The sequence below is a fragment of the Phreatobacter sp. AB_2022a genome, assembly GCF_026847585.1.
In the GTDB taxonomy this organism is placed as follows: Bacteria; Pseudomonadota; Alphaproteobacteria; order Rhizobiales; family Phreatobacteraceae; genus Phreatobacter.
On the sequence record NZ_JAPSET010000002.1, the window covers coordinates 30984 to 51471 of the forward strand.

General features: G+C 68.5%; 17 protein-coding genes. 10 read left to right on the forward strand and 7 right to left on the reverse strand.

Going from position 1 to position 20488, the window contains the following annotated elements:
* Positions 1-251: 251 nt before the first annotated feature.
* The gene (locus OZ671_RS01590) at positions 252-1358 is read right to left on the reverse strand and encodes an ABC transporter substrate-binding protein (protein ID WP_268859092.1); all 1107 of its coding nucleotides are present in this window, start codon (positions 1356-1358) and stop codon (positions 252-254) included.
* Between the two features lie 189 nt (positions 1359-1547).
* Positions 1548-3758, reverse strand: a complete 2211-nt coding sequence (locus OZ671_RS01595; protein WP_268859093.1) for a TonB-dependent receptor — start codon at positions 3756-3758, stop codon at positions 1548-1550.
* 476 nt (positions 3759-4234) lie between these two features.
* On the opposite strand from OZ671_RS01595, the gene OZ671_RS01600 reads away from it, so the two are divergent.
* From OZ671_RS01600 to OZ671_RS01610, 3 genes are all read left to right on the forward strand, one after another.
* Positions 4235-5551, forward strand: coding sequence for a serine hydrolase domain-containing protein (locus OZ671_RS01600; protein WP_268859094.1), 1317 nt, complete (start codon positions 4235-4237; stop codon positions 5549-5551).
* 22 nt (positions 5552-5573) lie between these two features.
* Entirely contained in the window at positions 5574-6101 is a 528-nt protein-coding gene (locus tag OZ671_RS01605) for a GrpB family protein (protein ID WP_268859095.1), read from the forward strand.
* A 170-nt stretch (positions 6102-6271) separates the two neighbouring features.
* Positions 6272-8485 carry a S1C family serine protease gene (locus OZ671_RS01610; protein WP_268859096.1) on the forward strand — a complete coding sequence of 738 codons (2214 nt, stop codon included), beginning with the start codon at positions 6272-6274 and terminating at the stop codon, positions 8483-8485.
* 218 nt (positions 8486-8703) lie between these two features.
* Here OZ671_RS01610 and OZ671_RS01615 read toward each other — a convergent pair whose 3' ends face one another.
* Positions 8704-9687: an AraC family transcriptional regulator gene (locus tag OZ671_RS01615; protein ID WP_268859097.1), complete on the reverse strand. Its 984-nt coding sequence runs from the start codon at positions 9685-9687 to the stop codon at positions 8704-8706.
* A gap of 73 nt (positions 9688-9760) precedes the next feature.
* On the opposite strand from OZ671_RS01615, the gene OZ671_RS01620 reads away from it, so the two are divergent.
* Positions 9761-10999 (forward strand): MFS transporter, encoded by a 1239-nt coding sequence (locus OZ671_RS01620; RefSeq protein ID WP_268859098.1) that lies wholly within the window; start codon positions 9761-9763, stop codon positions 10997-10999.
* Between the two features lie 155 nt (positions 11000-11154).
* Here the strand turns inward: OZ671_RS01620 and OZ671_RS01625 are convergent, their stop codons facing one another.
* Complete coding sequence (locus tag OZ671_RS01625; protein WP_268859099.1) at positions 11155-11919, reverse strand: alanyl-tRNA editing protein; 765 nt, start codon at positions 11917-11919, stop codon at positions 11155-11157.
* A 235-nt stretch (positions 11920-12154) separates the two neighbouring features.
* On the opposite strand from OZ671_RS01625, the gene OZ671_RS01630 reads away from it, so the two are divergent.
* Positions 12155-13066 (forward strand): helix-turn-helix transcriptional regulator, encoded by a 912-nt coding sequence (locus OZ671_RS01630; protein WP_268859100.1) that lies wholly within the window; start codon positions 12155-12157, stop codon positions 13064-13066.
* A 253-nt stretch (positions 13067-13319) separates the two neighbouring features.
* Entirely contained in the window at positions 13320-13865 is a 546-nt protein-coding gene (locus tag OZ671_RS01635) for a hypothetical protein (protein WP_268859101.1), read from the forward strand.
* A 24-nt stretch (positions 13866-13889) separates the two neighbouring features.
* Here the strand turns inward: OZ671_RS01635 and OZ671_RS01640 are convergent, their stop codons facing one another.
* From OZ671_RS01640 to OZ671_RS01650, 3 genes are all read right to left on the reverse strand, one after another.
* A complete protein-coding gene (locus OZ671_RS01640) occupies positions 13890-14414 on the reverse strand; it encodes an OsmC family protein (protein ID WP_268859102.1) in 525 nt (174 codons plus the stop codon).
* A 233-nt stretch (positions 14415-14647) separates the two neighbouring features.
* Positions 14648-15553 carry a phosphatase PAP2 family protein gene (locus OZ671_RS01645; protein WP_268859103.1) on the reverse strand — a complete coding sequence of 302 codons (906 nt, stop codon included), beginning with the start codon at positions 15551-15553 and terminating at the stop codon, positions 14648-14650.
* Positions 15553-16218, reverse strand: a complete 666-nt coding sequence (locus OZ671_RS01650) for a CDP-alcohol phosphatidyltransferase family protein (protein WP_268859104.1) — start codon at positions 16216-16218, stop codon at positions 15553-15555. The genes OZ671_RS01645 and OZ671_RS01650 overlap by 1 nt, the downstream gene beginning before the upstream one ends.
* A gap of 190 nt (positions 16219-16408) precedes the next feature.
* On the opposite strand from OZ671_RS01650, the gene OZ671_RS01655 reads away from it, so the two are divergent.
* From OZ671_RS01655 to OZ671_RS01670, 4 genes are all read left to right on the forward strand, one after another.
* Positions 16409-17278: a glycosyltransferase gene (locus OZ671_RS01655; RefSeq protein ID WP_268859296.1), complete on the forward strand. Its 870-nt coding sequence runs from the start codon at positions 16409-16411 to the stop codon at positions 17276-17278.
* Between the two features lie 62 nt (positions 17279-17340).
* On the forward strand, positions 17341-18123 hold the full coding sequence (locus OZ671_RS01660) for a polysaccharide deacetylase family protein (RefSeq protein WP_268859105.1): 783 nt from the start codon (positions 17341-17343) through the stop codon (positions 18121-18123).
* Positions 18120-19109: a lysylphosphatidylglycerol synthase transmembrane domain-containing protein gene (locus tag OZ671_RS01665; protein WP_268859106.1), complete on the forward strand. Its 990-nt coding sequence runs from the start codon at positions 18120-18122 to the stop codon at positions 19107-19109. The genes OZ671_RS01660 and OZ671_RS01665 overlap by 4 nt, the downstream gene beginning before the upstream one ends.
* A gap of 138 nt (positions 19110-19247) precedes the next feature.
* A complete protein-coding gene (locus tag OZ671_RS01670) occupies positions 19248-20402 on the forward strand; it encodes a hypothetical protein (RefSeq protein ID WP_268859107.1) in 1155 nt (384 codons plus the stop codon).
* The last annotated feature ends 86 nt before the right edge of the window (positions 20403-20488 follow it).

A 20488-nucleotide genomic window follows, 5' to 3' on the forward strand; every position in this document is an offset into this window, starting at 1 on the left:
GCACTGGAGCCGCTCGGTGTCCAGAAAGTCCGGGCCGTCTGCGGGCCGGATCGAGACGTCGTCCTTCAAGACTGAAATGCATGAACGCCTTCCAACTCGGAGTTTGGAGCAGGGCCGACTAGATTCTATATAAACTACTGATATTATTTGTATTTTTTTGCCTGAAACAGCACATGTCAATCACCGGGGGGCGGTCCGGGCCCGGCGCACGATGCCGGCCGACCCATGATCAGGCGGTCGTGCGAGCGGCATCATCTGACGCTCACCCAGTAGGCGCCATCGAGCGGGAATGGCTGAAACCGGTCGTGCAGCTCGGCGAGCAAGCCGACCGGATCGAGGTCGGCGAAGAGCGTCGGGTGCAGCCATTTCGCGAAGGCCTGGACGGCGGCGACGTTGAGCGGCGAATTGTAGAAATGATGCCAGACCGCATAGGCCCGTCCCTCGCGGACGGCGGGCAGGTCGGCAATGCCGGGCCGGGCGAGCGAAGCGGCGAGGCGCGTGCGGGCGGCAGCCTCCGGGACGCCGGCGCCCAGCACCAGCCATGCGGCCTCGTCGCGCCGGCCGCCGCCAATGGCGGTGCCGATATAGACATCAGGCGGATGGGCGATCAGCCATTCGAGGCTGACGACGCCGGCTTCGCCCGGCAGGAGGGCATCGGCCACGTTGACGCCGCCGGCGGCCGTGACGAAGCGGCCCATCATGCCGCCGGTCATGGTCTCGCAGCAGCCGCCGCCGAGCCCGACGCGGCTTTCGATGAAGACCCTTGCCGGAGCCGGCCTCTCGCGCGCGAGACGTTCGGTGACGGTTGCCAGGGCCGCGCGCCAGACCGAGAGAAATTCGGCCGCGCGGGCCTCCTGCCCCAGGACCTTGCCGAGCAGTTCGAGCGAACGCGGCGTGTTGACGAGCGGATCGCTGCGGAAATCGATGAAGACGATGACGACGCCGGCCGCCTCGAGGGCGCGGATCACCTCGGTGGAGCGCGTGCCGGGTCCATGGCCGCCAAGGCCGAAGATGGCGACCTGGGGCCGGGCGGCGATGGCCTGTTCGATGCTGAAGCTGTCGCGCGCGCTGCGGCCGATGCGCTGGATCTTGTCGATGTCGGGAAAGCGGGCGCGATAGCGGGCATAGTTCCCCGGATCGACGGTCTCGTAGTCACCCAGCATGCCGACGAGGCGGCCGACCGGGTTCTCCCGGTCGAGGATCGCGAGGGCCGGAATGTAGCGCCCCTCGCCGATGATGATGCGCTCCACCCGGTCGGGAATCTGCACGCGCCGGCCGGCAAGATCGACGACCTCGGCTGCCGGCGCCGACGCCGGCACGGCGGCGAGCAGCAGGACAGCGCCAAGGGTCTGCCGCATGCCCGCCCGCAGACGGGCCAGGGCCGTGCGGAAGGGCCGCACGGACGCAGCCCGCAGGCCGCTCCCGGCTCCGTCACATATCCGTTTCGTCAGCATTGCCATCGGCGGGAAGCTCGCGATTGAACCGGAACGTCGAACTGAGAAACACCTGACCGTCCGAGGCGACGACCTGGCGGCGTCAGCACCTCGTCAGAAGTCGAAGGTCGTGGAGACCAGAAATGTGCGGGGGGCTCCCGCGCTCAGGAAGCCCCTCGAGGCGGTGGCCCAATAGGAATTGTTGAAGACGTTCTCGACCGCCACCCGGATGGTCACGTCCTTGCCCGCCGGCCTTTGGAAGACGTAGCGCAGGCCGGCATCGAAGCGGGTCCAGGCCGGGATCGACTGGGTATTGGCCTGGTCGTAGAACTGCTTGCCGGTGTAGATCACCCGGCCGGTCAGGGTCAGGCCCGGAGCCAGCCATGACGGCATGTCGTATTCGCCGTAGAGGTTGACCGCGACGGCGGGCACCCCCGGCGCGGTGTTGCCGTTGAAACGGCCCCCGACCGTATTGGCCAGCCGCGCATCGATGAAGGTGATGCCGCCGAGCAGCCGGACGCCGGGCGTGAGCTCGCCGAAGACCGTCAACTCGGCGCCGCGGTTGCGCTGCAGGCCGCTGACCGAAAACAGGTTGGTGGCCGGATCGGTGAAGGCGTTCGGCTGCCGGATCTCGAACAGCGAGGCGGCGATCGCGACGGCACCGAAATCGTATTTGGCGCCGACCTCCATCTGCTTGTTGACGGTCGGCGCGAAGATCGTGTTGGCGTTGGCGGCGGTGGCCGGCGCGGCCGGGCCTTCGGTGAGCGCCTCGACATAGTTGCCGTAGATCGACAGGCGCTCGAACGGGCGGACCACCAGGGCGACCGCCGGCGTGAACTTGCCTTCCTGATAGCTGTAGGTCTGGGCGCCGAGCGTCGGTCCCGGCCGCGTGTTGTAGGCGCGCGAATCGATGGACTGGTAGCGCCCGCCGAGCGTCAGCTGGACGCGGTCTCCACCGAACGACAAGGTGTCGGCGATCGCCACGCTGCGCGCGGTGAGCTGCTGGAAGAGCGCCAACCCGGCGGAATTGGGCAGGGCCATCGACGGGAAGACGCCGCGCGGCAGGTAGACCGGATTGTAGATGTTGGTCACCCAGCTCGGCAGGGCGATCGGATTGAACCCGCCGCGGAACGCCGTGTTGGTCGCCTGGGTCAGCGAGATGTTCAGCTGGTGGCCGACGAAGCCGGTGTCGAACTGCGCGCGCAGCCCGACCTCGCCGGTCAGGCCCTGGATTTCCTGCGGCTGGATGGCGAGCGTATTGGTCGCCTGCCCGGTCGGGCTGGTGATCCGATAGGACGACTGGAGGAAGTCCTCGTAGTAGCGGCTGATGCCGCCCGCCGCATAGACCGTCACCTGCGGCAGCAGATCATATTCCACCCGCCCCGCCGCCATGCTGTGCCGGCTGTTGATGTATTCGAACATGCTGGAGGTGTTGAGGTGGTTGCTCGGCGCCCGCGGAATGGCGATGTTCGGCGCGACCGCGTTGAACAGCGATGTCGGCGCCCTGACATTCTGCTTGGAATGGATCAGGTCGAGCGAAGCGCGGAACCGCTCGCCACGATAGTCGAGCCCGAGCGCGACATTGCCCACCTCCAGCGAATTGTGGTCGAGCGAGGTCGCTCCGCCCCGATAGGAGGTGTTGAGCCGCACGCCCCATTCGTTGGCCGGGCCGAAGCGGCGACCCATATCGATATGGGTGCCGAAATTGCCGCGGCTGGCGAAGGACGTCGTGACGCGTGTCAGCGGCTCGTCGGTGGCGCGCTTGGGAACGAGATTGATGGTGCCGCCGATGCGCCCGAGGCCGCCGCTGATCAATGCGCTCGGGCCTTTGAGGATCTCGACGCGCTCGATGCCCTCGGTGAAGCTGCGGCGCGGATTGGCGATGTAGAACAGGCTGTCGAAAGCGGTATCGAGGGCGACGACCGAGAAGCCGCGGATGAAGAAGGCGTCGCGTTCGCTGAACGGCGAGACGTCGTTGCGCACCGACGGATCGTTCTGCACGACGTCGGCAATGGTCCTCGCCTGCTGGTCGGCGATCAGCTTCGCCGTGTAGCCCGTGACGTTGAACGGCGTCGTCAGGAACGTGCGGTTGCCGAGGATGCCGAGGCGGGTGCCGGTTCCGACCTGGCCGCCCGCGTAAGGGGCCGGCGGCTGTCCGACGACGCCGGTCGGCGGCGGCGTGCGCGTAGCCGGCGCCTGAACCTCGATCTGGGGAAGCTCCACCGAGGAGGACGAGGACGTTGCCTGCGCCAGCGCGGTCTCGCCGAGCGACAGGAGCAGAATGGCCGCAATCGGATAAGTATTTCGGGGTGGTGTCGGGGCCATCGCAATCTCCTGTCGGCGCGGCCCACTATCACGGCGCCTCATCTTCAAACAATCCTGCAAAGCAGACAAAGGCACCGGTTGCGTCAATTTATCTCACTATTGTGTCCTCTTCGCACATTATAACTGTTATATTTTGAGAGTGATGACACCAGATAGATTTCATTGATATTTAGAATAATTTCAAATGTACTCGTGGATTATCAATTTAATTGGGAATTTTCGGGCAAAATGTGAGATTTAGAACGAGTACAACTTGCAACGGGAGGGCGCGGCCAGCCCAGCCTGAACAGGCCACGGGCACAGCCAGGCGCGTCTGCCACCGCCGGCCGCCGGCCCGGCCGGGCGCCTCGCGCGCGGCCGCAGCGGCCCCGCATCTGTCCCAATTGGCATCGCCGACAGGCGGGCATAAGGTCGCAGAAGGCCCGTCCCACGACCTGGCCGCTCCGTCCACAACCCTTCGAGCCTCCGCACCAGCCATGCGCCACCACGTCCGACCGGCCCTCGGCCTCGCCGCCGGCCTCATTGCCTGCGGCCTCGCGCCCGCCTTCGCCCAGACCGCGCCGACCTTCCCGAGCGCCGCCGACAGCGACCCGAACCGGCTCGGCATCATGCGCGGCTTCCCGCCGCCGGCCGACCGCACCGTGCGGTTCGGCGATGGCAGCGGCTATCGTTTTCCGGCGACGCGCTGGGCGTTCAGCCACATGCGCGAGCTGGTGCCGACCGCCACCGTGTGGCGCGGCGATGCCGGCGCGGCCGCGCTGCCGCGCGCCGAGCGCGACCTCGGCACGGTCAGGCTGACCACGCTCACCGGAGCATCCATGACCTTCGCCGAAGCGCTCGCCGGCACCTACACCGACGGCATCCTGGTGATGCATCGCGGCCAGGTGATCTATGAGCGCTATTTCGGCGCGCTGGTCGCCCACCGCCAGCATATCGGGATGTCGCTGACCAAGTCCTTCGTCGGCACGCTCGCCGCCGTGCTCGTCGCCGAGGGCAAGCTCGATCCCAATGCCCAGGTTACCCGCTATGTGCCCGAGCTCGCCAACACGGCCTATGCCGATGCCACGGTGCGCCAGGTCATGGATATGACCATCGGCGTGCGCTATTCGGAAAACTATGCCGATCCCAATGCCGAGGTCTGGGCCTATGCCCGCGCCGGCGGCATGCTGCCGGCCGGGCCGAACTATCAGGGACCGCGCTCCTTCTACGAGTTCCTGACCGGCCTGACCAAGGAGGGCCAGCACGGCGAGGCCTTCGCCTACAAGACGGTCAATGCCGAGGTGCTCGCCTGGATCGTCAAGCGCGCCAGCGAATTGTCGCTCGCCGACCTTCTGTCCGACCGGATCTGGTCGAAGCTCGGCGCGGAGGAGGATGCCTATTTCACCGTCGATTCGGTCGGGACCGAATCGGGCGGCGGCGGCCTCAACACCACGCTGCGCGACCTTGCCCGTTTCGGCGAGATGATGCGCAACCGCGGCCGCTTCAACGGCCGGCAGGTCATCCCGGCGGCGGTCGTCGAGGATATCGAGCGCGGCGCCGACCGCGCCCATTTCGCCAAGGCCGGCTATGCGACCCTGCCCGGCTGGTCGTATCGGAACATGTGGTGGGTCAGCCACAACGAGCACGGTGCCTACATGGCGCGCGGCATTCACGGCCAGTCGATCTATGTCGATCCCAAGGCCGAAATGGTGATCGTGCGCTACGCTTCCCATCCGGTCGCCGGCAACGCCTTCAACGACCCGATCACGCTGCCTGCCTACATGGCCGTGGCCAAGGCGCTGATGCAGCCCTAGCAGGCGTCCGCCTGGGGAATGCATGGCCGATCTCGACGAACCGATCGCTCTTTCGGCCTGTGACGACGGCTCGCCGCGACGGCTCGCCGCCGCGCTGCCGGTCACGCCCGGACGGGTCGGTCATATCGGCGGCACGGCCGTTCCCGGCCTTCCCGCCAAGCCGACCATCGACCTGACGCTCGGGCTCGACGCCATGCCGCCACCGGCCCTGGCCGCGACCCTCGCCAGTCTCGGCTATCAATCTCAGCGCCGCCGGCATGGCCGGCCGCCAGCGCACCGAGCCCGACGCGCGCGCCGCCGTGCCAGGGCCAAGCGCGGAACGGTCGAAGCCTCGATGGCCGAGGGCCCGCGAACCGCGCTGGTTGAGCGGCAGGTCCTGCACGCGGACCGCGTGTCCGGCGCCGGCTGCGCGGCAGGTCTGCCGGACAATTTCGCGCCACCGAAATGCCCAAACGGCAACAGACATGCTCTAATGGCTGCGATTCAACGGCACCGGCCTCGGCCCGGCGCCCGTTCAGTGACGTCAAGGAGACCGTTCGCACCCGTTTGATGACTGACTTTCCGGGCGAGCTCTTAGGTTTCTGCCGGATTTCACCCCCGCCGTCCGACCGGCGCAAAGCCATGGTCGCGGCGAAATCCTGCGGAAACTCACAGCGCCTACCTCATTTGTGACACGGCGCTCCTGCCATAGGGGGCGCGAGACATGGAGATTTCTCGTCGATGTCGTTTTCAGCCCTGAAGCCCGCCCGCCTGGCGCTGGTGGCGGCTTGTGCCTTGATGATTCCCGGCGCCGGCGCCGATGCCCAGCAACGCCGCCGGGAACCTGCCGCACGTGGAGCGGACACCGTGGTGATCAACCGCGCCGACATCACGATGCAGAACCTCTATGTCACCCCGATCGACAATGGCGGCTGGGGCGAGGACCGTCTCGGCAGCGAGGTGCTCAATATCGGGCGGCGCCAGCGCCTCAGGCTGAACACCGGCCAGCAGTGCCGCTACGACGTGCGCGCGGTCTACAATGACGGACGCGAGGAGACCCGGTTCGGCGTCGACTTCTGCCAGCGTCCCGAGCTGACGCTCGAGGGCCGGTCCGAAACGAGCGCGCAGGACCTGCAGCGCCAGGGACCGATCGGTCTGTTCGTGGTGCGCAACCGCAGCGGCAATACGCTCCAGACGCTGAAGCTCACCTCGGCCGACGGCGAGGACAGCGAAGACATCCTGATCGCCTCGGTGCTGAACGACGGCGCCACCTTCACCGGCCGGTTCACCCGCAGCGAAGGCTGCACCTATGACGTCACCGCCACCTTCGATGGCGACGCCGAGGAGCAGACGCTGCAGCAGCGCAACCTCTGCACCAACCGCGAGGTGGTGTTCCAGGCCGGCGGCCAGGACGCCGCGCCGGGCGCCCGCCCTGGCGGCGGCGCGGCCCAGGAGCAGTTGCAGGTCGAGATCCTCAACCGCGGCAGCATCACCATCCAGACCATGAATGTCAGGCCTGCGCGCGCCAATTCCTGGGGCCGCGACCGGCTCGGCAGCGAGGTGATCGCGGCGCGCAATTCGTTCACCTTGCGCATGCCGCGCGGCAATACCTGCCAGTACGACGTACGCGTCACCTTCGATGGCAATCGCGAGGAGGTCCGCCGCAACGTCAACCTGTGCGAAACCCGCGAACTCGCCTTCACCGGCCCGGCGCTGGCGCCCGGCCGCGGCGCGCGCAAGGCACCGGCGAACCAGGGCGAGCAGCGGCCGGCCATTTCCGACGTGACCGTGGTCAACGAGGGCAACAAGATCATCGAGGCCCTGTTCATCTCCTCCTCCAAGGTCAGCACCTGGGGCGAGGACCGGCTGGGCGCCCAGAGGATCGAGCCCGGCGGCCGCTTCTCCACGCAGGTCGAGCGCGACAACCAGTGCAATTTCGACTTCCGCATCGTCTACCAGGGCGGCCGCGAGGAGCGGCGCATGCGCCAGAATATCTGCGACCGGCGCGAGATCGCCTTCGGCGGCCCGAACGCCTTCCGCATCGACGGTGGCGGGCCGGAGGACGGCCGGCGCCTGGTGTTCCTCAACCAGGGCCGCGGCGACGTGCGCGAGCTCTATCTGACCCCGGTCAGCGACAGCCATTGGGGTGACGACCGGCTCGGCTCGGAAATGCTGCCGCGCAAGTTCCGCTTCGAGGTGCGCATTCCCAATGAGGGCGGTTGCCGCTGGGATCTGAAGATCGTCTACGAGGGCGGCCAGTCGGTCGAAAAGCGCGACCAGGACTTCTGCGCCAACCCCGAGATCCAGGTCGGCCGGCCCGGACGTCCGGGTCATCTCGCCTCGACCGGCACCGGCTTCTACATCACCACGGCCGGCCATGTGCTGACCAACCAGCATGTCGTCGACGGCTGCGGCTCGGTGGCGATCTCCCGCCCGGACGGCAAGCGCACGCCGCTGCGCCTGATCGCCCAGGACGAGGGCAGCGACCTCGCCCTGCTGCAGGAAGAGGGCGCCACCGCGACGCCGCTCCCGTTCCGTGCCCAGGGCCAGGCGCCGATCCGCGCCGGCGAGCGCGTCGTGCTGGTCGGCTATCCCGCCCGGTCGCAGCTCGGCGGCGTCAATGTCACGGAGGGCCTGATCAGCGGCCTGCGTGGCGCGCTCGGCGACCAGAGCCGGTTCCAGTACACGGCGCCGACCCAGCCGGGCAATTCCGGCGGCCCGGTTCTCGACGAATACGGCCATGTCGTCGGCGTCGTCGTCTCGCAGATCGACAAGATCTCCGGCGAGCGCACCGCCCAGAACATCAATTTCGGCATCAAGCTCGATCTCGTCCGCACCTTCCTGTCGGCCAATCAGGTGACGCCGACGGAAGACAATGGCGGCCAGATCCTGCGCGCCGCCGACATCCTGCAGGGCAGCGACCGCTCGGTTCTGCCGCTCGACTGCCTGGAGTGAGATGCAAGGCGGACAGCGCGTCCGCAGCTTGCCGGAAGACAGGGGCGGCCCGTCCAAGGACGGGCCGCTTGTTTTTGTCCGGGCTCGTCGGCCGTGCCTCCGAGCCGGTGCGCTGTGCAAGGGGGCAACCGCGGCCCTCCTCGGCGCCGGGCGCGACGAGCGGCCAGGCCGGAAGCCTCGAACGATCTTGCGGAAAAATGCCGCGCGGCCGGCGGATGTCAGAGCGCGGCCGCTCCGCCCCGGTCCTCGGCGCGGAAACGGCTGGGCGGCGCGCCGATCACGCGCTTGAAGGCGCGGCTGAAAGCCGCCTCCGATTCATAACCGAGCCGCGAGGCGATGACCGAGATCTTCAGCCGGTCCTGCGTCAGCCATTGCCGCGCCTGATGCATGCGCACCTGCGTGACATATTTCGCCGGCGTCTCGCCGACGATGGCGGCGAAGCGTTCGGCAAACCCTGAGCGGGAAGCGCCCATGGTGCGCGCCAGCATCTCGACGCTCCAGTCGCGGCTCGGCTCGAGATGGATCGCCGCCAGCACCTTGCCGATGTCGCGGTCGCGCACCGCCGCGATCCAGCCCTTCGAATTGCCGCAGCCGCGCTCCACCCACGAACGGATGATGCTCGCGGCGAGCACGTCGGCGAGGCGCGCCACGATGCCGCCGGAGCCGACCCGTTCCAGCGTCACCTCGCGCGCCATGGCCTCCAGGAGATGCGGGATCGACGGCTCGTCGGCCGCGAGTTCGTGCGTGCGCATGACATCCGGCATCATGCCGAGCAGCGGATGCAGCCGGTCCAGATTGAAAGACATGGAGCCGCAGAACAGCAGGGTGCCCGGCGTGCAGCCCTCCTCCTTCAGGCAGTAGACATCCTTGCAGACTTCCGTGACCTGATAGCCCTGCAGCGGCGTGGTCGCCACGCCCGGCGCGCTCGCCAGCGCATGCGCGGCGCCGCGCGGCACCAGCACGGCATCGCCCGCCTTCATCTCGAACCATTCGCCCGACGGCATGCGCATCCAGCAGGCCTTCTGGCCGACGAAATAGAAGCGCGCGGCCTCCTGGGCCGGGAATTCCAGCCCCCAGGGCTCCTTCATCTCGCAGCGCCCGTACTGGACGCCGTCGAGCCGCAGGCCTCGCAGGAGATCGGTCAGCGGATCTCCCGTCGAGGCCGGCGCGGCCATGCCACTTTTGGACGAACGGTCAAGCATGTCGGCGTTTCTAGCATGGAAACTCCAACACGCCATCGCCATTTTTGCACTGCAACCCATTCGGAGACTTGCTGTGACCGACCCCGCGACAGCGGCGCTGGACGCGCCCCTTTTGTCCCCTGCCCCGGAACGCTCGGATGCGCGTCCGGACGAGCGTGCCGACCCGGCCTGGGGAGCCGTCATTTCCCTGGCGCTCGGCGTCTTCGGCCTCGTCACCGCCGAATTCCTGCCCGCCAGCCTGCTCACCCCGATGGCGCGCGACCTCGGCATCACCGAAGGCACCGCCGGCCAGGCGGTGACCGCCACCGCCGTGGTGGGTGCCATAGCGGCGCCGACCATGGCGATCGTCACGCGCCGCCTCGACCGCAAGATCCTGATGTGGATCCTGACCTCCCTCCTGATCGCGTCCAGCCTCGCCGCGGCCTTCGCAGCCTCGCTCGGCACGCTGCTCCTGGCGCGCGTCGCGCTCGGTGTCGCGCTCGGCGGCTTCTGGGCGATGTCGGGCGCCATGACCATGCGCCTGGTGCCGGCGCGGCTGCTGCCGCGCGCCATGTCGATCATCCTGGCCGGCGTATCGGTCGCCACCGTCTGTGCCGCCCCGGTCGGCGCCTATGTCGGCGATGTCTGGGGCTGGCGTACCGCCTTCCTGATCGCCGCCGGCGTCGGCGCGGTGACGCTGCTCGCACAGGTCGCGACGCTCCCGAACCTGCCGCCGGCCGGCATTGCCGGCCTGCGCACACTGGTCGAGGTCGCGAGGCGCCCGGCCCTGTGGATCGGCCTCATCTTCATTCTCCTGATCGCATCGGGCCATTTCGCCGGCTTCACCTATGTCCGCGCCTTCCTCGAAAAGGTGCCGGTCATGGATGTCGCGACCATTTCGCTGGTCCTGCTCGCCTTCGGCATCGGCGGTTTCTTCGGCAATCTTGCCGGCGGCGTCCTGGCCGAGCGCAGCCTCAGGATGGCGGCGGGGCTCGCGCCGCTGCTGATCGCGGTCTCGACGCTGGTGCTGCTGGTCTCCGGCGCCTCCCCGACGACCGCGACCATCGCGGTCGCGACCTGGGGCTTCGCTTTCGGCGCCATTCCGGTCTCGGTGCAGACCTGGATGCTGCGCGCGGCGCCCGACGAGGCCGAAAGCGCGGGCGGCCTCATGGTCACCGCCTTCCAGGTGGCGATCGCCGCCGGTGCGGTGGTCGGCGGCGTCCTGGTCGATCATGCCGGGGTTGCCAGCGCCTTCGGTTATGCCGGCATCGCGACCTTGCTCGCCGCGCTGACCGCCTTCCTGCTCGGCCCGAAGGGACGGATGACCGCCTGACCGGCAGGACGAGGTCCGTCGCGCGCCGCAGGTCCGCGGGATCGCGGGATCGAGCCGCGATTCGCCGCCAGGCGGCGTGCCGCGCCGCCGCGATCCCCTGGGACCGAAAACGCCGTCCGCGAACTGTCGAACCCCTGGGCGAATGCCCCGGGGGCTCAAGCGTCGAAGCCGACGACCACGCGCCGGTTCTGCCGCCCCTTATTGTCGACCTTCAGGATACGCACGGGCCGCGCCTCGCCTGTCGATGCCAGATGTGTTCCCCCGCATCCCTGGCGATCCATTTCGCCGATCTCGACGATGCGTACATTGCCGTCGGCCTGGCGCGGTGGCGAGACATTCTTGCTGCGGAAAAGGCCGGGAACCACGGCGGCACTGTCCCAGGGCATATGGAAGGCCCTGACGGGGTGGTTTGCGCGGATCTCGTCGTTGATCGAGCCGGCCAAGGCACGAAGCCGGTCGGCATCCGATCCCGGCAGGTCGAAATCGACCCTGAACGTTCCGTCCGCCGACAGCTGCGCACCGGTCAGCAACGCGCCGCCGAAGGCGCGGAAGACGACCGCATTGGTCACATGCGCCAGCGTGTGCAGCTCGCACATCAGGCGCCGGAAACCGGGATCGACCAGAACCCTGACGCGGCCGGAAATCTCGGTCTCGCCTTCGAACGAATGCCACCATCCGCGCGGATCGGGCGTCATTCCGGCGATCGCGGCCTCGCCTTTCGCCCATTGCAGCCTCATCACATCCGCAAGCTGACCGCCGCCGCCCGGGAAACCCGGCGACTGCGCCAGCAGAACGGCGCCGGGGCGCGCGTCGACGACGTCCGTCTCCAGCTCCAGAATGTTCGCATCGGCCTGACAGAGAAGCTGCATGATCCATTCCTGGCGCGGGTCGCCACACCCGTCGGCGCCCGTCGCGATCATAAGGCCTTCCGCAGCGGATACGAGCGGGCCCGCGGCAATCAGAGGCGGCGCAAGGCCCACAAGGACGATTCTCGCCGCGCCCACGCCCTTGTATTTCTCCGAAAATTCGGCATAGACACTGCTTCATCGTCCAGATCAAACCGCCATATTCCGCAACGACCGGTTCGCCTGCGTGTCCAACACCTCGTTCGCTGTTCAGCATCTCACGACGGAAGATCTTCCCTACTGGCAGAGAATGCCTTTCGTTCATGAATTCTTCGCGCGCCATATCGGTGGAGTACAGTTCCAATTGCACGACCGCGACGTCGCGCGGTTCGATTTGCGCGCGATGTCGCTGCCCGGCGCGCTGACCATCGGCCATGGACATTTTTCGCCGATGCACGGCGCTCGCACGCGCCGCCTGCTTCAGGACGGGCGCGACCATTTCCTCTTGACGATCCACAGCGAAGATCACGACGTCGCGGTCGACGGCAGGCCGCCGCTGCAGATCAAGGCCGGCGACATCACGGTGGTCGACGAGGGTCGTCGCTACGACCTCTGGTTCGGCCGCCCGCTGGCGGCCCACGCCGTTGCCCTCGACCGGCGGCGGCTCGCCGCGCTGGTGCCGCGCCTCGACATGGCGGCGCTCCATGTCCTGCCTGGCGCGGCAGGCATGTCGAAGCTGCTGAAATCCTATGTCGAGACCGTCCTGCAAGGCCCACCCCTGTCGCACCAGGCGGGTGAGCTCGTTTCACGCCACATCTACGACCTTGCCGCGCATTCGCTCCAGGAATTCGCCGGCGGCCGGGCCGAGCAACACGCGCGCGGCATCGCCGCGGCACGGTTGAAACTGATCCAGAAGGACATCCTCTCGCGGCTCTCCGACCACGCCCTGGCGATCGATGCCGTCGCGCAGCGCCAGGGCGTGACGCCACGCTATGTCCAGCGCCTGTTCGCAATGACCGGAACGACCTTCTCCGACTTCGTGCGCGACAGCCGGCTGGATCTCGCCTTCCGCCTTCTGCAGGGCGATGGCCCCGTGCTCGGCACGGTCACGGCGGTCGCCATCCATGCAGGCTTTTCCGACATTTCCTCGTTCAACAGAGCGTTTCGGCGCCGTTTCGATGCGACGCCCTCGGATGTCAGGGCCGCCGCCCTCACCCGCTGACCTTCGCGCAGCGCCTCGGCCGCACGCCAAGCCATCACCGGCAGCGCGCCGGCGCGGCAAAAAACCAGCCGGCCGGTTCGCCTGGTGCCAAGAGCGTTCGCCGTCGCCCAAGCCAATCGCATAGACCTTCCGTTAGGTCATATGAGTGACGCGAAATGATTTCGCGCAGGCCATCGCGGTTGGAGATACCTTGAGATTGACGGATATTTGTGAAGCACAATGCCCTCCGGGCGGCCGCAGCCAGCCCCGGCGCGTGCCGGCCGAAGCCACGTCCGCCCCCGCGCATGCCGGAACCGGCCCGCTGCATCGGGTGAAACGTCTCGTCCTCGCGGCCGCGCTTTGCCTGGCGGCGCTGCTGGCCTCGCCCGCGTTCGCCCTCACCAGCGCGGAAGCGACCAAGGTCGCCGATCTCATCGCGGCGCTGCAGCCGAGCCTCGGCAAGTTTGCCTATGACGAGGAGATCGCCCGCTCGTGGTTCGAGCAGGACTCGGAGGACCGCGGCCTGATCCGCGCGGCGGGTTTCACGGCGGAGAGCTGGGAGAAGGCCGTCGGGGAGACCTTTCGCGGTCTCATGGCCCTGACGCCGCAGAGCGAGATCGACGCGCTGCGCCGCAGGCTGGACGCCGCCAGAACCGGTTTCCCCCAGCTGAGCGCGGCGCAAAGGGCCGAGCTGCTGCAATCCTTCGAGGAAGAGTTTGCCCGCACGCTCAAGCTGCGCGCCGAAGGCGCGGCTTTCGCCGACATCGTGCGGCCGATCGCACCGCGCCTGAACGCGCTCATCCAGCGCGATTCGAATTGAGCGGCCAGCGGCGCCCGCCGCGGCTCAGGCCGCGGCGGCACCAGGCGCGGCCTGCCTCAGCACGAGCTCGACCGGCGTCGGATGGCGCAGAATGTCGAGCACCGGGCAGTGGCGGTCGACGACGGCCTTCAGCCGGGCGAGGTCGGCCTCGGGCGCGGGACTGTCGAGCGTCACTTCCGCCTCGATCTTCTGGAAGCCCGGCCGCACCGCCGCATCGACATTGAAGAAGCCGCGCAGGTCGATGGCACCGGTGAGCCGCACCGAAACGCCGTCCAGCGGGATGCCGAGCGCGTCGGCATAGAGCCGGTAGGTGATCTCCTGGCACGAGCCGAGTGCTGCGAGCACATATTCGACCGGGTTGGGCGCGAGGTCCTTGCCGCCCAGCGTCGGCGGTTCATCGACGCCGACGCTGAACTGGCGGATGGCAACCGTGCTGTTCAAGCCCTCCTCCTGACGGGAGACCGCCTCGAAGACGGCCTGCGCCTGGTCCGGAGCGGCGGCAAAGCTACCCTGTGCTCCGGAAAAAACATCCTTGAACCTGAAAGTCATGACGGCTCCTGTCATCGGTCCCCAACAGCATGATCAGCCGCAACTTTGAGGGTCCTTGCCAATCCCGCGCAATCGGCCGGCAAGAAAAACGACAAAACACCTGTCCGGCGACCATCCGGCAGCAGCCGGTTCTCCGGAGGCGCGCGCGAAAGACAGGAATGAACGCTCGAAGATCTTCGCGCCAACGGACAACGACAGGCGGCGCGCAAGGCGCGGTCCCGTGCAGAACCGCGCTAGGCAGCCGCCACGGCGCGGAACGGCCGCCGCAGCCGGGTCGCGATCATCACCGCGATGCCGGCGACGGCAATGCCGACGATGCCGTCGATCAGCCAGTGATGGTCGAGATAGACGCTCGCCAGCACCATGGCGGCGAGATAGCCGAGATGGATCGGCCGCGTGCGCCAGCCGGCGGCATGCCAGGCACTGAACAGGCCGAGAGCCGGAAAGGCGCAGTGCAGCGAGGGCATGGCACCGAAGACATTGGGATTGCGGCTGTAGAAGCCCTCGAAATAGTGGATGCCGAGAAACTGGTCGACGCGCAGCAGCGCCGCCGCGCTTGGCGCGGCCGTCGGATCGATCACGCAGCCATAGGCCCTGATATACCAGGGCGGCGCCGCCGGCACGGCCATGTAGATGGCGAAGCCGATGAAATGGCAGATCGCGAAAGCCCAGAGATAGACATAGCCGCGCTCGCGGTCGCGCACGAACAGATAGAGAGCATAGAGCGCCGCGATATAGATGAAGCCGGCATAGGGGATCGCGAACAGAAGATCGAAGACCGGCGCATTGTGGAGATGGAAGAAGTCGGGCAGCGTGGTGTTGGGGCCGACCGAGAACAGGCTCAGCTCGATGGCGCGCATCTCGCAGCCCCAGACCCGGCCGGGGCGCACGAAGAACGGCGTGACGAAACGCATGAGGTCATAGGCGAGGCCGACGAGCAGCGCCGGAAAGACCGCGGCGACCAGCAGCCGCGTCGGCCGGCTGGCAAATCCGAGGCCGGCTATACCCGCCGCCACCAGGATGTGCTCGGGCCGGAGCGTGCCGAGCGCCGCCATGAGGCCGGCATGCACGGTCGGGATGAGCGGCACGAACCACCAGCGGCCCCACAGGCCGACGACATGCTGGCCGAAGCGCTCCATCAGGCGCGGCCGCCGGGAGAGTTTTGGCCGTGCAGCAGCACCTGCCGGGCGACGCGCAGCGCATCGGCCGCCGCGGCGGCGCTCAGGACCGCCACCAGGCCGATGCCGACGAGCGCCAGGGCCGGCACGAAACTGCCCGCGCTCAGCGAGACCGCCATCAGGATCATGCGGTCGCCGCGGCGCATCCAGAGCGGCGGCAGGGCGACGTTCAGGCCCTCGCAGCGCGCGCGGACATAAGAAACCGTATAGCCTGCCAGCAATGCGAGCGCCGGCAGGATCGCGGGCCAGCCGCTGGTCGAATAGAACAGCACGAGGCCGACCAGCGGGGCGGCGTCGGCAATCCGGTCGATCGTCGAATCGAGCAGGGCCCCGAAGCGGCTCGCCGTGCCGGTGAGCCGGGCGAGCGGGCCGTCGAGCATGTCGAACAGACCGCTGACGAGCAGCAGCGCCGCGGCCCAGCCGAACAGGCCGTGCGCCGCGGCCGTGGCCGAACCGAGGGCCGGAAAGAGCGAAATCACCGTCAGCTTGTTCGGCGTCACGCCGGTCCGCGCCAGCACGGCCGCGATCCGCCCGAGGCCCGCGGTGAAGGGGGCGCTGCGGCCGATATCCTGGACGGAGACGCCCTGCTCCAGGTGCCCAAGCAGGCGCGCGGCCCAATTGCGCATGATCAACTCGGCTCCCCGTTTCGTCGGCCAGATGCTATCCAGCACCCATGTGCTATCGAGCAAAGCCCGTTCCGTCTACGGATCCGTCACCCGGTCCGTCAAACGTTCATTCCAGCGCCCCCCGGTCCGGCCGCATGGCCGCCGCGCCGGTCGCCGCCCGTCACTGCCCGAAAAGGCGGCCCAGGTGAAGATGGACAAAGCCAACGGACGGCCGACGGCGCCGGCGAGCCGGCTTGCCAATACCTTCATGCGCTTTCGCCGGATGACGCCGGTGCGGCTGGCGCGCGACATCGCCCGGGCGCGCCGGCTCATCCGCAAGGCCCCCGCGCCCCGGCCGAGGCCGGAACGGCCGGAGCGGCTGGTCGTGTCGCTGACCACCGTGCCGGAGCGCCTGGACAAGCTCGCGCCGGTGCTGCGCAGCCTGATCGACCAGACCGTGCCGGCCGACCGCATCATCGTCTGGCGGCCAGCCGTCTCGCGCCGCACCGGCCGCGCCTATCCGGAGCCAGGCCCCGTGCCCGATGGCGTCGAGGTCCTGACCACCACCGACGAGGGGCCTGCCACCAAGCTCCTGCCGGCCCTGTCGGCCGAGCCGGGAGCTGCGGTGATCGTGGTCGACGACGACGTCATCTACCCGGTCGACTTCCTCGAACAGCTGCTGGCCGGCCACCGCGCCCATCCGGACGCGGCGATAGGCTGGCGCGGCTGGCGCATCGTCGACGGCGTCAGGGCCAAACGTTTTCCCCACATTTTCGCGACCGGCGTCGCCGAACCGACCCCGGTCGACATCCTGCTCGGCACCTGGGGCTATCTGGTGCCGCCCGGCGCCTTCGACGCCGCGGTCCATTCCTTCGACGGGCAGCCGCCGGAAGTGCGTTTCGTCGACGATGTCTGGTTTTCCGGCCACCTTGCCCGGCGCGGCGTGCGGCGGCTGGTGATTCCGGCCAAGGGCCTGCCGATCGAAACACGCGCCTCCGCACTCGCCTCGCTGACCGAAGGGCCGAACAGTTCCGGCCACAACGACCGCATCGCCATCGACCTCTTCGCCCGCTGGTGGTGAGCCGGAAGGGCGCCCCCACCACCGGTGGCCCGGCGGGCCTGGCCGTGCTAAGAGCCCGGCCGATGTCGTTACCAGCCTTCCCACCCCTGCGCGTCGCGCTCACCGTCGACATGGAGCCGGACTGCCCGCCCTTCCTGTGGACGTGGCGCGGCGTCACCGAGGGCGCGCCGAAGCTCCTGGACCTGTTCGCCCGCGAGGCGATCCCGGTCACCTGGTTCACGACGGGAGACACCGCCCGCCTGCACCCGCAGGCCGTGGAGGCGATCGTCGCCGGCGGCCATGAGCTCGGCTGCCACGGCATCAGCCACCAGCGCTTCGACTGGATGTCGCGCGAAAGCGCCGCCCACGAGATCGGCGATTCGGCGCGCCGCCTGCGCGGTTTTGCCGAGGTCACCTCGTTCCGCGCGCCCTATCTGCGCTTTCCCGGCCATTATCTCGACCTGCTCGCGGCCGAGGGCTTCACGCTCGATTCCTCGCAGGCCAAATACAAGCGCGACGTGCCGGGCGCGGAAAATGCGCCGGGCCTGATCCGGATCCCGGCCTCGATCACCTCCAGCGCCCTGCGGATCCCCCGCATCATCCGCGAATTCTTCCTCGGCCGCCTCGCCGATCCCGTGGTGCTGTTCGTCCATCCTTGGGAATTCGTCGATTTCACCCGGACGGACCTGCGCTATGACTGCCGTTTCCGCACCGGCCAGCCGGCCCTCGACGCGCTCGCCTCGGTGATCGGCTTCTTCAAGGCGCGCGGCGCGACCTTCACCACCATGCGCGACCTCGGCACGGCCAGGGCGAGCGCCCGGACGGCAGCCTTCGCCCCCGCGGCCGACGCCGCCGGCCGGCCGTGACCACGGCCGGAACCCCGGCCTGGCGCAGGCGTCTCGCCTCGCCGCGCCTGTGGTGGGCCGTCGGCTGGCTGGTGCTTGCCGGCTTCCTGGTGCTCGCGGCGACCACCCTGCCCTGGGCCGAAATCGTCGCGGCCTTCCGTGGCGCCAAATGGCAATGGGCCCTCGCCGCCTTCCTGATCGTCGTCGGCGGCTGGCCGCTCTGGATCGTCGAATGGTGGCTGCTCGCCCCCTCGGCGCACCGGCCGACCCTGGCGCGCATGGCGCAGGTGACGGCGCTGACCTCGACGGCCAACAATTCCGTGCCCATCGCCGGCACGGTCGCGGCGGTCGGCTTCCTGATGGTGCGGGCCGGCCTGCCGGCGACCGCCGCCATGTCCCTCTACGCCATCGACCAGCTGCTGACCGGTCTCGTCAAGCTCGGCACGCTGGCGCTGGCCGCGGCGCTCGTGCCCTTGCCGGACTGGATGCGCACGGCCATGCTGGCCTTCGCCGGCGTCATCGTCACCTTTCTGGTCGCCATGCTGGTCGCCGCCCGCAGCGGCAATCTGGTGCGGACCGTCAGCCAGACCTTCGGACCGCGCGCCGCGGCGCTCGCCCGGCACCTTGCCGATTTCGTCGACCATCTGGAGACGCTGCGCCAGCCCTTGCTGGCGCTGGCCGTCGTGCTGCTTGCCGTCGCCAAGAAGGCGGTGGAGGTGGCGGCCGTCGTCGCCGTGCAGCTCGCCGTCGGCATCGAGCCTTCCTTCAGCGCCGCCGTGCTGGTGACCGCCGCGCTCGGTCTTGCCACGATGGCGCCGATCTCGCCGGGCAATCTCGGCGTCTACGAAGCTGCGGTGATCTTCTGCTATCAGTATCTCGGCGTGCCGCTGCCGCTCGCTGCGGCGGCCGCCGTGCTGCAGCATGCGGCGAGCTTCCTCGCGAGCTTCGTCGGTGTCGGCTATCTCGCCGTGGCCCTGCCGGGCGGCGGCAAGCGCGGCGGCGCGTGACGGAAACCGCCCGCCGCGTTCGAACGCGGCGCCGGTCATGTGATCCGCGAGAACCACTCGCCCCGGGCCCGGGCCTCGATGGCCCGCCGGACGCGGTGCAAGCCGGGCCGGGTGCCGCATGATGACGGAGAGCCTGTCGTGATCAGCCGGGAAACACTCGACAGCGCGGTCGCGCAGGGCGTGATCACGGCGCAGCAGCGCGATCAGCTCGATGCGCTGGAGCGCCGCAGCTTTCCAGGTGCGGCGGACGATGCGGGCTCAGCCGAGGAAAACCTGCGGCTGATCGGCGGCGGCAACGACCTCTTCGTCACCGTCGGCAGCGTCCTGCTGACGGTCGGCTTCTATTTCGTGCTCACCACGCTGCTGCCGGACCGGCGAGCGTGGATCGCCGCGCTGGTCGCCGCGTTTTCCTGGGCACTCGCCGAAGTGGTCACGCGCCAGCACCGCATGAAGCTGTCGTCGACGGTGCTCAGCCTGTTCTTCGTCCTGTCCTTCGGCGTGGCGCTGGGGCTGGAGATCCTGGCACGCCATCCGATCCAGAAACCGGAATCGATCTGGCAATTGCTGGCTCTGCGCCAGCAGGTCTCGAGCGCCGGCTATCTCTTCCTCGGCGGCGTCATGGTGGCCGTCGCGCTCTACTTCTGGCGCTTCAAGGTTCCCATCCTCGCCGGCATCTTTGCGATCGCCGCCACCCTGCTCGCCTTTCTGCAGACCGCCCTGCTGCTCTATGACGGGGTGACGACCGGGGCGGTTGCCCTGCCGAGGCTCGCGGACGTGCCGGAGCTGGTGCGGGCCGCCCTCTATATGCCGCTCGTCTGCGGCCTGATCGTCTTCGGCACGGCGGTCGCGCTCGACATCTCCGACCGCGAGCGGCGCAAGGTCTGGTCCGACTGCGCCTTCTGGCTGCATGTCGTGTCGGCGCCGATGCTGGTGCATCCGCTGTTCATCATGGCCACGGGCCAGGACGTCGTCATGGGCCGCATCCAGCCCGATGCGAACGCCACGGTCATGCTGGCCGTGCTCATCGTCGCCTTCGTCTATGTGGCGCTCGCCATCGACAGGCGGTCGCTGCTGGTGCCGACGCTCGCCTATTTCGGCTCGCTCGGCATCTACACGCTGATCCATTCGACGGCGAGCAGCACCGGCGTGCCGCCCTTCGCCCTGATCCTGCTGGTGGTCGGCGCGCTGATCGTCACCTTCGGCGCAGGCTGGCAGCACATCCGCCGCCTGATCATCCGCCCGACGCTGCCGCAAGCCGTGCTCGACAGATTGCCGCCGATCAAACACGCATAGGCGAACACCGCCGGCGGTTCTTGCACCGAGGCTCGGCTCCGACGAACGCCAGATCGAGGCCGACTGCCTCCCGATCATCAGCCGGT